This window comes from Amycolatopsis sp. NBRC 101858, assembly GCF_030269325.1.
GTDB lineage: Bacteria > Actinomycetota > Actinomycetes > Mycobacteriales > Pseudonocardiaceae > Amycolatopsis > Amycolatopsis ponsaeliensis.
In genome coordinates this window covers 546,151-558,984 of the sequence record NZ_BSTD01000005.1, presented here as the reverse complement: position 1 = coordinate 558,984, position 12,834 = coordinate 546,151, and the positions used below count along the sequence as shown (strand labels likewise).

The window sequence follows — 12,834 nt, the reverse complement described above, 5'->3', positions numbered from 1 at the left end:
TCAGTCGTACACTCCCTCGACCGTCCACAGTGGATTTTCCGTGCCCGCGCAGTGCACCAGCACCGCATCCGGCGGGTCGTCCGGCTCGCCCGCGACCAGCAGTTGCAGCCGCGCCCGCCGCGGGCCCGGTCTTCGGCGGTCGCCCGCCAGGGGCCACGGCCCCGCCCACCCCACGACCTCCCGGGGCGCGCCGCCGGTGATGCTCAGCCCGCGCGGGACCGCCGTGAGCTGCTCGCGCGCCGTGATGCCCACCGGGCGGCCCTCGGCGTCGAAGACCCGGGCCGGCACCGGGCGGTCGAGAACCGTCGCCGGGGACGGTGCCGGCAGCCGCCCCGGCCACGTCGCGTCCGGCGGCGTCGCCTGCTCGCGCGGGTCGCCCCAGGGCACCAGCCGGACGCGGCCCGCCGGGTCACGGCCACCGTCGAGCAACGGCGTCACTACGCCCTCCGGCCCGAGCAGCCCCTGGACCCGGACGAACGCACGCGCCGCACGTTCGTCGTCCTCGTCGGAACGGCCGTTCTGCCACAGGTCGAGCTGCAGCGACCGGCCTTCGACCGTCTCTTCCGGCTCCAGCCGCAGCCGGACCACACCCGACGTCGGACGCCGGCCCGGCGCCGCGCGCAGCCAGCCTTCGAACTGCCAGCGCACGCGGTCGGCGACCCCGGCGGGCGTCAGCGGTTCCGCGCACCGCCACGCGCGGCCGAGGTGTTCGCCCTCTTCGGTGACCGCGTAGATGCCGAGCCGGGTGCAGGCCAGGCCGTGCCCGGCCAGGCCGGCGCAGAACCGCGTCGCGAGGCCCTTGGCGAGGAACGCGGCGACGTCGACCCGCTCGACGACCGGGTCGAACTCCTCGGTGAGCGTCAGCGCGGGCGGCGGGCGGCGCCGCAGCGGCGGACGTTCGGAGCGGCCCCGCGCCAGCCGGTGGGCGAGGACGCCGGTGGCGCCGAAGCGGTTGACGACGTCGCGCTCCGGGAGGTCCGCGAAGGCGCCGAGCGTCCGCAAGCCGAGCCGCCGCAACAGGTCGACGAGCTCCGCGCGCTCGGCGCCGGGCTGGTCGAGCTCGGTGACGGGCAGCGGGGCGAGGAACTCGGCGACGCGCCCGGGTTCGACGAACTCCCCGCACCGCGCGGCGAGCGTCGCGGCGAAGAGTCCTTCGGCGACGCCGACCTGGCACTCCACGCCGGCCGCGGCGGACACTTCGTCGACGAGCCGCTCGACGAGGGCGTGTTCCCCGCCGAAGTACCCGGCGGCACCGGCGACGGGAACGGCGACGAGCCCCGGCCGCACGACCTCGACCCCGACAACGAGCGCCTCGACAGCCCTCGCGACGGCCTCGAAGAGCCGCGCGTCCCGGCCGTCATCGGCGGCGAAGACGGCCAGGTCCGGGCAGTTCGACTGAGCTTCCCGCCGCCGCATGCCGCGCCGGACACCGTTCCGCCGGGCAACGGCATTGCTGGCGACAACGCGATTAGCGCTGAAAACGGCGGCGGGCGAGGTAACGGCAACACCCCCGACGGCCGCGGCGGCGACTACGGGCCAGTCCGGGCACCAGAGGACGAGCATCCGGGTGGGGAGATCGGAGGAACGCCGCGGCGCGGGGACGGTCATGCCGTCTCCCCGCTCGGGCAGCGAACGTCGGCGGGGCGGGTGTGACGGAGCGGTCGACACGCGTGATCGAAGGGTCGACACGCGTGATTGGAGGGTCGACTCGCGTGATTGCGCGGACGACACGCGGATCCGGATGGACGACACGCGGACCTGGGTGGACGACACGTCGACTTGGGTGGGTGGGCCGTCGGTGGACGGGAATCAAGAGCGGCCGGGGTCCACTTTGGACGGAGGGTCATGCCGTGGCCTCCGCCCGGAGAGCCTGGCCGTGTTCGGCGGAGCCCGCGGAGCGCGCGGAGCCGGCGGAGCCGGCGGAGCTGGGCGGGGCGGGGAGGGACAGCGAAGCTGAGGTTGGGCGGGCCGCCGCGCCGCGGCCGTGGACCCGTACCTCCACCTGGCGCTCACGCAGGTGGCCGTAACCGTCCGCGAGGCCGGACCACGCCGAAAACCGGCACGACAGCTCGACGTCCGCTGCCGGCCACGCGCCGGACGCCAGCAGGACCGCCCCTCGGTGGCGGGCCCGGGCCGACAGCCGCCGCGCCACGGCTGCCTGCACCTTCTCCGCGTTGACCACCACCAGGTCCACGCCGTCGAGCAGCGCCGCGACCACCGCCGGGAGCTCCACGCCCGGATGCCGGACCAGCGCCACCCGGCTGAGGTCGACGCCGTACTCGGCCGCCGCCGCCAGCCCCAGCGACGGCATGCCGACCACAGCCGCCCACGACCCCGCGGCCGTGGCCTCGGCGAGCAGCGCGAACAGCAGCGACGTCCCCCCGTGGACCGCCACCGTGCTCCCGCGCCGGAGCCCGGCGGCGGGCAGCAGCCCGGCGAGCGCCGGGACGACCGGGAGCACCTTCCCCGCCGCCCGCGCACGCTCGGCCTGGGCCGCGACCCGGCTCGCCGTGCTGACCCCGGGCAGGGCCGCCAGCCGGGCCACCGGCGGCTCCACCACAGCGGTCACCGCACGCACCTCCCCACCACGGACTAGGCCGGCGGTCGGGCCTCTCCCAAAACACGACCGACGGCACTGGTTCGCCGCGGGGAAGGCGGCGGTTCCATGTCGAACACCTGTTCGACGTACTCCATAAAACCGCGAACCCCCCGAGGTGTCAAGTCACCCGTCAGTGGGGTACGAACCCTGGAACGCGAGCCGCGAATCGGCCTCCGAAGCGATCCGCGAGAGCTCGTCGTCCAGGGCCATGAACGTCTCCCACGCCGGGCCGCCGAGCCAGGAAACGACCCGCTCCTCCAGCTCCGGCACCCGCTTCGCCTTCCACACCTTGTCGGCCAGGCTGACGAGCAGGTCCTCGCCGGTGACGTCCGGAGCGGACCAAGAACCGTGCGTCCGCGCGAAGCGCGCCAGATCCTCGGAGACCCCGCACGACACCAGCAGCGCGTACCCGGCGGGTTCGTGCGCCGACCCCGGGCCGGACAGCTCCGCCGGGTGCCGGACCTTCCCGATGTCGTGCGTGGCCGCGCCGAACAGCACCGCGGCGGCATCGAACGAAGCGCGCCCCGCCGCCCAGCCGGTCAAGGACAGCGCGACGTCGTGCACCACCCGCAGGTGCGCCCCCAGCCGCGGCGGCGCACCCAGCGCCTCCAGCAGCTCTCGCGCCCGCGAAGGCAGCGGGGCGTATCCGGGGGCGTCCAGGGCGGCACGGAGCAGGTCGGTCACCCCGCCAAGGTAATGAAGTTGCCCGCGCCGAGCTCCGATCGCTAGACAGACGTTCGTGGAGCTCACCGAAGTCCGGCCCGAAGACTGCCCGGAACTGCTCGTCCTGCAACGCTGCTGCTGGGTCCAGGAAGCCGTCCTCAACGACACCCTCGACATCCCCGCGCTGCACGAAACCCTCGAAGACGTCCGCGACTGGACGAAGACCTGGTCGGTGTGGGTCCTGCGGGACGGCCACCGGCTGGTCGGCGCCGTCCGCGCCCGGCTCGAGGGCGACCGCTGGGAGCTCGGCCGGCTGATGGTCGCGCCGGACCTCGCCGGCCGCGGGCTCGGCCGCCGGCTGCTCGAGCACGCCGAGGCGCACGTCCCCGCCGAGGCACGCCGGTTCGCCCTCTTCACCGGGGCCCGCAGCACCCGCAACATCACGCTCTACCAGCGGGCCGGCTACCGGCTCACCGACGCACCCGAAGCCGGCGGGCACATCAGCGGCGCCGTGTACCTGGAGAAAAACGTCACACAGCGCTAAAAACCCGGTCCGCCCGCCTGACGCTGCGGCGTCGGCTAGATTCCCCGGTGGACTTCTGGGGGTGGGCGATGACCAAACGGCCGGTTCTGTGGATCGCCGGGGCGCTGGTGGCCGCGGGTGCGGTGCTGGCCGTCGTGCTCACCGCGGGCGGCGGGGTGCCGGGCGCCAAGGCCGCGGCCCCCGGGCCGACGACGATGGGCGTGGAATGGCGCTCGTTCCGCGCCGACGTCACCGGGATCCGCCCTGGACCGGAGGAAACCAGCCTGTTCGTGCAGGTCGCCCTGCCCGGCAAGGACCCCGGCTGTGTCCGGGAGCCGCGCATCGAGCAGGTCGTGGAGACCAAGACCGACGTCCGCGCCGACGTCGTCTACTCGACCCGGCCCGCGGCGGGCGGCTGCCAGGACAAGGTGCCCGCCGAGCTGCTGCTGGCCACGGCCACCCCGGTCGCCGACCGCACCGTGATCCTCAACGGCGACAACGGCAACGCCTGGCACAAGCTCGGGGCCGGCTGGGGCCACTGCGCGCCCCAGGGCACCTGCGCCCCGCCCGCCGACCACTGCGATCCGGCCTGGATCGGGGCCGCGGTGTCCGCGACGGGCGCCGAGAGCGCGGGCACCACCCGCGTCTGCGACCCGGCCTGGCTGGTCCTCGACCTGCTGGTGCACCAGACCGACCCGCCCGCCCGCGCGGTCTTCCGCTGGAGCGACGCGGGCTGGACGTCGTTCGCGCAGGTCAAGTCGGCCGGCTGCCCGGAGATCCGGGCGGCCGACCCGAAGTTCCCCGTCGCGCTCTGCAAGACGCTGCCCGCGCCCGCGTGACCGTCGCGCTGCGGCCCTTCCTCGAGGAGGACCTGCCGGTCCTGGACCGCTTCGCGACCGACCCGGCGGTCCTGGGCGCCCACCAGTGGACCGGGTTCACGGACCCGCGGGTGCGCCGCCGCCGCTGGGCCGAGGACGGCTACCTCGGCCCGCACGACACGGCGCTGGCCGTGACGGCGGACGACGTGGTCGCCGGCATGGCGAGCTGGGAAGCGGCCGACCGCGGCGGACCCGCGGGTGGCTGCTTCGAGATCGGCCTGACGCTGCTGCCGGAACACCGCGGCCAGGGCGTCGGCCTGGCCGCGCACCGGCTGCTCGTCGCGCACCTCTTCGCGGTCACCCGCGCCCATCGGCTCGAGGCGTTCACCGACGGCGGCAACGTCGCCGAGCAGAAGACGCTGGAACGGGCCGGGTTCCACCGCGAAGGCGTGATGCGCGAGGTCACGTGGCGCGACGGCGGTTGGCGCGACGAAGTGATCTACGCGCTGTTCCGCCCTAACGCAGCTTCTTGACGATCTCGGTGCCGACCGCCTTCACCGCGTCGTCGGTCTCCTGCTGCGGCATCGGCGAGTTCGAAAAGAACCCCTTGTCCCAGCCGGACACCTCGACGATGACGACCGTCGTGCCCTTCATGACGTGCAGTTCGGAACCGCTGAAGGCGCTCTTCGTGACCAGCCGGACCAGCACCGCCTTGTCGCCGACGCCCTTCACGTCGGTCGGCGGGACCGCCGGGGCGACCGGCTCGTACAGGTGGTTCGCCGAGTCCCGCGCGTTGTCCCCGGAGTACCCGGTGATCCGGACGCTCAGGGTGGCGTCGCGGACGTTCTCGTCGGGGCCGGGCTTCCAGCTGCAGTTGACCTGCTTGAGCCCGGGCACGTTCGCGGTGCCCGGGCCGCCCAGTGCGAAGCTCGGGAAACCCGCCTTCTCCAGCGCCTGGGCCGGGACCTGGCACTCGGCGGGCACCGGCGACGACGACGGTGCCGCGCCGGTGCTCGCGAAGTAGTCGCTCGCGAAGATGCCGAGCGGGATGCCCGCGCCCAGCAGCACCACCACCGCGCCGACGATCCCGAGGATCAGCCCGGTCCGCTTCTTCTTCGGCGGCGGCATCGGGCCGCCGTAGCCGGGATACCCCTGCTGCGGGTACCCGGGCGGCGGGTAGCCGGGCTGCTGCTGGGGATACGGCCCCTGCTGCCCATAGCCCGGCTGCCCCGGCTGACCCGGTCCGTACGGCGGTGGTTGCTGCATCGAGCCCTCCCTCTCGAAGCGCGGGTCAGTGCGCGAAGTGGCGCGTCCCCGTCAGGTACATCGTGACGCCCGCCTTCTCCGCGGCCGCGATGACCTCGGCGTCACGGACCGACCCGCCGGGCTGCACGACCGCCCGCACACCCGCCTCGACCAGCACTTCCAGGCCGTCCGGGAACGGGAAGAACGCGTCGGACGCGCCCACCGAACCCTTGGCCCGGTCGCCCGCTCGCGACACCGCGAGCCGCGACGAGTCGACGCGGTTGACCTGGCCCATGCCGACGCCGACGGTCGCGCCGTCCGCGGCCAGCAGGATCGCGTTCGACTTCACCGAGCGCAGCGAGCGCCACGCGAACTCGAGGTCACGCAGGGTCTGCTCGTCCGCCGCGGTGCCGGTGGCCAGCGTCCACGACGCCGGGTCGTCGCCGGGGGCGTCGATCGCGTCGACGGTCTGCACCAGGACGCCGCCGGAGATCTGCCGGAACTCGATCGGCGACGGCGCGATCTCGGGGAGCTTCAGCAGCCGGATGTTCTTCTTGCGCTGCAGGATCTCCAGTGCCTCGGCGTCGAAGTCCGGCGCCAGCACGACCTCGGTGAAGACCTCGGCGATCTGCTCGGCCGCCTCGCGGCTGACGGGGCGGTTCGTCGCGATGACGCCGCCGTAGGCCGAAACCGGGTCGCACGCGTGCGCCTTGCGGTGCGCCTCGGCGATGTCGGTGCCGACCGCGATGCCGCACGGGTTGGCGTGCTTGATGATCGCGACGGCGGGCTCGGCGAAGTCGAACGCGGCGCGGCGGGCGGCGTCGGTGTCGACGTAGTTGTTGTAGGACATGGCCTTGCCGTGCAGCTGCTCGGCGTGCGCCAGGCCGGCCCGGTGTCCCTGGTACAGCGCGGCCTTCTGGTGCGGGTTCTCGCCGTAGCGCAGCACCTCGCCGCGTTCCCAGCTGATGCCGGAGAACTCGGGGAAGCCGGAGTCGTCCGCGGGCGCATACACGTTGGAGAACCACGACGCGACGGCGATGTCGTACGACGCGGTGTGCGCGTACGCCTGGGCCGCGAGCCGCTTGCGGTCGTTCAGGTCGAAGCCACCGTCGGCGACGCGCTCCAGGACCCAGCCGTAGCGGGCCGGGTCGACGACGACCGCGACGCTGCCGTGGTTCTTCGCCGCACCGCGGACCATGGCCGGGCCGCCGATGTCGATGTTCTCGACGCAGTCCTCGGGGCTCGCGCCGGACGCGACGGTCTGCGTGAACGGGTACAGGTTCACGACCAGCAGGTCGAACGCCGCGATGTCCAGCTTGCGCAGCTGCTCGACGTGGTCGGGGTTGCCCTGGTCGGCGAGCAGCCCGGCGTGCACGCGCGGGTGCAGCGTCTTGACGCGGCCGTCGAGCGACTCGGGGAAGCCGGTGACGTCTTCGACCGGCGTGACCGGGACACCCGCCTCGGCGATGACCTTCGCCGTGCCGCCCGTGGAGACGATCTCGACGCCGGCCGCGTGCAGGCCGGTCGCGAGGTCCAGCAGGCCCGCCTTGTCCGAGACGCCGATCAGCGCCCGGCGGACCGGGCGCCGTCCCAGGTCAGTGCTCACGAAATGTCACCTTTCGTCCGTCCACGGTGCAGCCACCGCGGCCGAGTCGCTCGATCGTTTCCACCAGCAGCCTGCGCTCGACGGCCTTGATCCGTTCGTGCAGGACGTTCTCGTCGTCGTCGCTTTCCACGACGACCGCCTCCTGGGCGATGATCGGCCCGGTGTCGACGCCCGCGTCCGCGAAGTGCACGGTCGAGCCGGTGACCTTGACGCCGGCTTCGAGCGCGTCGCGCACCGCGTGCATCCCGGGGAACGACGGGAGCAGCGCCGGGTGCGTGTTGACCACCGTGAAGCGGCCGAGGAACTGCTCGCCGAGGATCTTCATGAACCCGGCGGAGACCACGAGGTCGGGCTCGTACGCCGCGACGGCCTCGGTGAGCGCCTTGTCCCAGGCAGCGCGGTCGGGGTGGTCGGCGACGCGGACCGTGAACGACGGGATGCTCACGCGTTCGGCGCGGGTGAGGGCCTCGATGCCGGTGCGGTCGGCGCCGACGGCCACGACCTTCGCCGGGAAGCCGGACCGCTCGGTGGCGTCCAGCACCGCCTGCAGGAGGGTGCCGGAGCCCGACGCGAGCACGACGAGCTTCACCGGAGTGGGCAGGTCCAACCGTTGAGACAGAGCGGGCTCCTTGCCGCGGGCGGTGCGCAGCCGGGCGCACGGCGCTTCACCAGGTCACGTCAACCCTAACGGTCGGTCTCGGCCGCCTCGACGTCGCCGCAGGTCTCGGTGCCTCCGGTCACAGCCTCGTCGCCTTCGGGGCGGTCTTCGGCCGGTTCTTCGAGGCCGAGTTCGGCGTCGGCTTCGGCTTCGAACTCCGCGTCCTCGTCAGGTTCTTCTTCGGGCTCTTCGGTTTCTTCGTCCTCTTCGGACGCTTCGAGTTCCTCGACGGCCTCGGCTGCTTCGTCGACGTCGACCTCTTCGGCGTCCTCGAACGCTTCGTTGTCTTCGAGCGCTTCGGGCGGCGCCGGCGGCTCGTGCTCGCCCGTGAAGAACGCCGTGAACGAGCCCGGGATGACGATCCAGCAGAACGCGACGACCGACGCGACGCCGACCGGGACGCTCACCGGGTCGAACGGGCCGTCGCCGAGCCGCCCGCCGGACAGCGTGCCCAGCAGGACGCAGCCGAGCGCGACGACCGCACCGGCCACCGCGACGGCGCGGATGCGCTGCGCCGGGTCCGCGTCCACCTTGCGCAGCGACCAGCCGACGAGCACCCCGGCCGCCGCGGGCAGCACCAGCAGCGCCGGCCACCACGCCGCGTGGTGCTCGGGCAGGCCGCCCAGCAGCGGGACGCCGGGGACGGCACCGCCGCGGTAGCCGAACATCCCGACGTTCAGGTCGCCGATCGAGAAGCCCGGCCCGGTGACGAACGACAGCACAGCCGTCACGGTGTTCGGCAGGTACAGCACCGACAGCAGGAACATCCCGAAGCTGCTGCCGAGCGCCGGCTCGTACATGTCGGCGACCGTCCGCCACGACAGCGCGGTCGCGAGGGTGAAGACGGCGGCACCGCAGGCCACCAGCACCGCGAGGCCCAGCGCGCCGGCCCGGAGGCCGCGCAGGGCGAGGGGGTCGAGGCGCTCGGCGACGACGTCCGGCAGCCCGCAGCACCGGACGATGCCCACCGCCGCGGCGGCCGCGGCGAGCAGCCCGGGCACGGCGAAGGCGACCAGCGGGTTCGCCGTCACCGGCGAACCCTGCGCGCAGAGCGCGATGAGAAGACCGAACAGCGCGTGCGCGCCGGCGATCGCGGCGAACACCGGCAGCGCCTCGCGAGGCGACCGGCAGCCGAGGCGCACGGTGGCGCCGGACGCCGTCCGCGCGGCCAGGGCGAGCGCGCCCAGCGTCGGCAGCAGCGGCAGCACGCCGAGGGGGTGGACGCCGAGGTCGAGCCGGACCTGGTGCGCGGCGAGCCAGCCGGGCCCGGCGGCCAGCAGCACGCCGGTGCCGGAGAAGACGGTGCGCGGGGCGGTGAGCGCCACCAGCGTCAGCACGGTCGCGACGGCGGCGTAGCCGGTGACCAGCGGGCCGAGGGCGGCGGCGAGCAACACCCGCACCCGCGCCGCCCGGGAAAGTACGACGTCGGGTTCGAGGTCGCCCACCGGCTCCTCGCGGGAGTCGGTGAGCAAGTCCATGATCCGCACCTTGACATCCCCGCTGGTCCGACCGGGTGAGCCACGCCGCCGCCGGCCGGCGTGGGGAAGCTAACCCACCCGGTCGAGTAACCCTCGAAGTGCAAAACACCCGCTGTGACACAGAGCGTCACAGCGGGTGTTCCGGAGGACTACGTCAGCTCGACTTGCCGAAGCCACCGGGCGGCGTGCCCGGGTTGTCCGACGGCGGCTGCTGGAAGAACGAGCCCTGCTGCGGGGCGTACGTCGTGGCCTGCTGCCCCGGCGGCGGCGTGGTCGAGGGCGGGTTCGGCGAGCCGTACTGGCCCTGCGAGAACGGCGCCGCCGGCTCCCCGGCCTGGGCGACCGGGCCCGGGCCGTGACCCGGCTGCTGCTGGCCGTACTGCTGCCCGGGCTGGCCGTACTGCTGCTGGCCCGGCTGGCCGTACTGGCCGCCGTAGGACGGCGCGGCGGGCTTCGGCGTCGGCGGCTTGATGACGTCGTACTCGAGCAGCAGCGCACCGACCGCGGCGACCATCTGCAGGATCCCCAGGATCAGGATGACGGTGACGATGCCGGGCGACGTCTGCATCCCGACCAGCGCGTCCAGGATGTAGAGCGCGCCGAGAACGCTGAACAGCGCCGCGAAGGGCAGCGTCTTCGGCCCCTTCGGCAGCGCGTGCATCCCGGCGAGCAGGCCACCACCCAGCAGGAACACGCCACCGAGGCCGACGTCGCCGGCGTCGGAGAAGCCGAGGAAGTACTGGACGAGACCGAACAGCGCGACGCCCAGCGCGAGCAGCAGCGGCAGGTTCTGCGTCAGGCTCGCGGCGCCCGAGGACGCCTGGTGCGAGTGCGGCGGCTGCTGCGCCGGGAAGCCGCTGGACGGTGGTCCGGGGGGCTGCTGGCCGCCACCCTGCTGGGGGTAGCCAGGCCCACCGCTGGGGAAGGTCATCGGGAAGCACTCCTGTCGGTTCGACCGGCACTCCGGGGCACGAGGGCACCCGGGGAAGACGAGGCGGCTTGCGTGCGCAGAACGCTAGCGCACTCGCAGGCCACCAGCCCATCAGACGCGTGAATACCTCGGGAGGTTTCATCCTGAAACGCGGAAAGGCCGGGCACCCTGCGGATGCCCGGCCTCACCAGGAGTAATGCGTCAAACCTCAGCCGAGGTTGTTGTACAGCTCACGCGCGAGGACGGCGGTCTCGCTCGGGGTCTTGCCGACCTTGACGCCGGCGGCCTCGAGGGCCTCCTTCTTCGCGGCGGCCGTGCCGGAGGAGCCCGACACGATGGCGCCCGCGTGGCCCATGGTCTTGCCCTCGGGCGCGGTGAAGCCCGCGACGTAACCGACGACCGGCTTCGTCACGTTCTCCTTGATGTAGGCCGCGGCGCGCTCTTCGGCGTCGCCGCCGATCTCGCCGATCATCACGATGACCTTGGTCTCGGGGTCCGCCTCGAACGCCTCGAGGGCGTCGATGTGCGTGGTGCCGATGATGGGGTCACCGCCGATGCCGACCGCGGTGGAGAAGCCGATGTCCCGCAGCTCGTACATCATCTGGTAGGTCAGCGTGCCGGACTTCGACACGAGGCCGATCTGGCCCGGGCCGGAGATGTCGGCCGGGATGATGCCGGCGTTCGACTTGCCGGGGCTGATCACGCCGGGGCAGTTCGGCCCGATGATCCGGGTCGTGTTCCCCTTCGCGACCGCGTGCGCCCAAAAGTAGGCCGAGTCGTGCACCGGGATGCCCTCGGTGATGACGACGGCCAGCGGGATCTCGGCGTCGATCGCCTCGACGACCGCGTCCTTCGCGAACTTCGGCGGCACGAAGATGACCGACACGTCGGCGCCGGTCTCCTTGATGGCCTCTTCGACCGTGCCGAAGACCTTGAGGTCCTTGCCCTCGATGGTGACGGTCTGGCCGGCCTTGCGGGCGTTGACGCCACCCACGATGTTCGTGCCGGACTTCAGCATCTTGGTCGCGTGCTTCATGCCCTCGGAGCCGGTGAGCCCCTGCACGATGACCTTGCTGTTCTCGTTCAGGAAGATCGACATCTCACGCACCTGCCGCGGCGAGCTCGGCAGCCTTGTCGGCCGCGTTGTCCATTGTGTCCACCACGGTGACCAGCGGGTGGTTCGCGTCGGCCAGGATCTGGCGACCCTCGACGACGTTGTTGCCGTCCAGGCGGACGACCAGCGGCTTCGCGGCCTCGTCGCCCAGGATCTTCAGGGCCTCGACGATGCCGTTCGCCACCGCGTCGCAGGCGGTGATGCCGCCGAAGACGTTGACGAAGACGCTCTTCACGTCGGTGTCGTTGAGGATGACGTCCAGCCCGGCCGCCATGACCTCCGCCGACGCGCCGCCGCCGATGTCGAGGAAGTTCGCCGGCTTCACGCCGCCGTGCTTCTCGCCCGCGTACGCCACGACGTCCAAAGTGGACATGACGAGGCCCGCGCCGTTGCCGATGATGCCGACCTGGCCGTCGAGCTTGACGTAGTTGAGGTTCTTGGCCTTGGCCTTCGCCTCGAGCGGGTTCTCCGCGTCCTTGTCCACCAGGGCCTCGTGGCCCGGCTGGCGGAAGTCCGCGTTCTCGTCGAGGGTGACCTTGCCGTCGAGGGCGATGATCTTGTCCTGCGGGTCGCGGACCAGCGGGTTGACCTCGACCAGCGTGGCGTCCTCGGAGACGAAGGTCTCCCAGAGCTTCACGACGACGTCGGCGGCCTCGTCGATGATGTCGGCCGGGAAGTTGCCGGCCTTCAGGATCTCGAGCGCCTTCGCCTTGTCGACGCCGGCGATCGAGTCGACCGGGATCTTGGCGAGCGCCTCGGGGCGCTCGACGGCGAGCTGCTCGATCTCCATGCCGCCCTCGGAGGACGCCATCGCCAGGAAGGTCCGGTTGGACCGGTCCAGCAGGAAGGAGAAGTAGTACTCGGACGAGATGTCCGAGGCTTCGGCCACCAGCACGCGACGCGTGATGTGGCCCTTGATGTCGAGGCCGAGGATGGCTTCCGCCTTCTCCTTCGCCTCGTCGGGGGTCTGGGCCAGCTTGACGCCGCCCGCCTTCCCGCGGCCGCCGACCTTCACCTGCGCCTTGACGACGACCTGGTTACCGATCTGCTCCGCGGCGGCCTTGGCTTCTTCGGGGGTGCTAGCCACCGAGCCCGGCAGAACCGGTACTCCGTGGGCGGCGAAGAGATCCCTCGCCTGGTACTCGTAGAGGTCCACTACTCCAGTCTCCTGACGACACGCCACTGCAGGTGGTCCGCGA

Annotated in this window: 13 protein-coding genes; 3 read left to right on the top strand and 10 right to left on the bottom strand. The window is 72.6% G+C overall.

Annotated features, from left to right (window positions below; genetic code table 11):
* From QSK39_RS36780 to QSK39_RS36770, 3 genes are all read right to left on the bottom strand, one after another.
* Positions 1 to 1,563 (bottom strand): DNA polymerase Y family protein, encoded by a 1,563-nt coding sequence (locus QSK39_RS36780; protein ID WP_285482852.1) that lies wholly within the window; start codon positions 1,561 to 1,563, stop codon positions 1 to 3.
* A gap of 280 nt (positions 1,564 to 1,843) precedes the next feature.
* Positions 1,844 to 2,569, bottom strand: a complete 726-nt coding sequence (gene imuA' / locus QSK39_RS36775) for a DnaE2-dependent mutagenesis accessory factor ImuA' (RefSeq protein WP_285482427.1) — start codon at positions 2,567 to 2,569, stop codon at positions 1,844 to 1,846.
* A gap of 153 nt (positions 2,570 to 2,722) precedes the next feature.
* A complete protein-coding gene (locus tag QSK39_RS36770) occupies positions 2,723 to 3,283 on the bottom strand; it encodes an HD domain-containing protein (RefSeq protein WP_285482426.1) in 561 nt (186 codons plus the stop codon).
* A 55-nt stretch (positions 3,284 to 3,338) separates the two neighbouring features.
* Between QSK39_RS36770 and QSK39_RS36765 the strand changes: the two genes are divergently transcribed.
* From QSK39_RS36765 to QSK39_RS36755, 3 genes are all read left to right on the top strand, one after another.
* Entirely contained in the window at positions 3,339 to 3,806 is a 468-nt protein-coding gene (locus QSK39_RS36765; protein ID WP_285482425.1) for a GNAT family N-acetyltransferase, read from the top strand.
* A gap of 68 nt (positions 3,807 to 3,874) precedes the next feature.
* The gene (locus QSK39_RS36760; RefSeq protein ID WP_285482424.1) at positions 3,875 to 4,624 is read left to right on the top strand and encodes a hypothetical protein; all 750 of its coding nucleotides are present in this window, start codon (positions 3,875 to 3,877) and stop codon (positions 4,622 to 4,624) included.
* A complete protein-coding gene (locus QSK39_RS36755) occupies positions 4,621 to 5,136 on the top strand; it encodes a GNAT family N-acetyltransferase (protein WP_285482423.1) in 516 nt (171 codons plus the stop codon). Before QSK39_RS36760 ends, QSK39_RS36755 begins: the two co-directional genes overlap by 4 nt.
* On the opposite strand, the gene QSK39_RS36750 is transcribed toward QSK39_RS36755, so the two are convergent.
* The 7 genes from QSK39_RS36750 to sucC all read right to left on the bottom strand — a co-directional run bounded on the left by QSK39_RS36750 (position 5,120) and on the right by sucC (position 12,791).
* The gene (locus QSK39_RS36750) at positions 5,120 to 5,869 is read right to left on the bottom strand and encodes a hypothetical protein (protein WP_285482422.1); all 750 of its coding nucleotides are present in this window, start codon (positions 5,867 to 5,869) and stop codon (positions 5,120 to 5,122) included. The genes QSK39_RS36755 and QSK39_RS36750 overlap by 17 nt on opposite strands.
* A gap of 25 nt (positions 5,870 to 5,894) precedes the next feature.
* Entirely contained in the window at positions 5,895 to 7,454 is a 1,560-nt protein-coding gene (gene purH / locus QSK39_RS36745) for a bifunctional phosphoribosylaminoimidazolecarboxamide formyltransferase/IMP cyclohydrolase (protein WP_285482421.1), read from the bottom strand.
* Positions 7,444 to 8,061 (bottom strand): phosphoribosylglycinamide formyltransferase, encoded by a 618-nt coding sequence (gene purN, locus QSK39_RS36740; protein WP_285482420.1) that lies wholly within the window; start codon positions 8,059 to 8,061, stop codon positions 7,444 to 7,446. Before purN ends, purH begins: the two co-directional genes overlap by 11 nt.
* Before the next feature lie 77 nt (positions 8,062 to 8,138).
* Positions 8,139 to 9,599 carry a cell division protein PerM gene (locus QSK39_RS36735; protein WP_285482419.1) on the bottom strand — a complete coding sequence of 487 codons (1,461 nt, stop codon included), beginning with the start codon at positions 9,597 to 9,599 and terminating at the stop codon, positions 8,139 to 8,141.
* A 145-nt stretch (positions 9,600 to 9,744) separates the two neighbouring features.
* Positions 9,745 to 10,521 carry a DUF5336 domain-containing protein gene (locus QSK39_RS36730; protein ID WP_285482418.1) on the bottom strand — a complete coding sequence of 259 codons (777 nt, stop codon included), beginning with the start codon at positions 10,519 to 10,521 and terminating at the stop codon, positions 9,745 to 9,747.
* Positions 10,522 to 10,729: 208 nt separating this feature from the next.
* Positions 10,730 to 11,620 (bottom strand): succinate--CoA ligase subunit alpha, encoded by an 891-nt coding sequence (sucD, locus tag QSK39_RS36725; protein ID WP_155548957.1) that lies wholly within the window; start codon positions 11,618 to 11,620, stop codon positions 10,730 to 10,732.
* A 1-nt stretch (position 11,621) separates the two neighbouring features.
* Entirely contained in the window at positions 11,622 to 12,791 is a 1,170-nt protein-coding gene (gene sucC / locus QSK39_RS36720; protein WP_285482417.1) for an ADP-forming succinate--CoA ligase subunit beta, read from the bottom strand.
* Positions 12,792 to 12,834 lie beyond the last annotated feature (43 nt).

Coding starts and splice junctions, on each gene's coding strand:
- QSK39_RS36780 (WP_285482852.1), bottom strand. CDS start 1,563: ATGCTCGTCCTCTGGTGCCCGGACTGGCCCGTAGTCGCCGCCGCGGCC.
- QSK39_RS36760 (WP_285482424.1), top strand. CDS start 3,875: ATGACCAAACGGCCGGTTCTGTGGATCGCCGGGGCGCTGGTGGCCGCG.
- QSK39_RS36750 (WP_285482422.1), bottom strand. CDS start 5,869: ATGCAGCAACCACCGCCGTACGGACCGGGTCAGCCGGGGCAGCCGGGC.
- QSK39_RS36730 (WP_285482418.1), bottom strand. CDS start 10,521: ATGACCTTCCCCAGCGGTGGGCCTGGCTACCCCCAGCAGGGTGGCGGC.
- sucD (WP_155548957.1), bottom strand. CDS start 11,620: ATGTCGATCTTCCTGAACGAGAACAGCAAGGTCATCGTGCAGGGGCTC.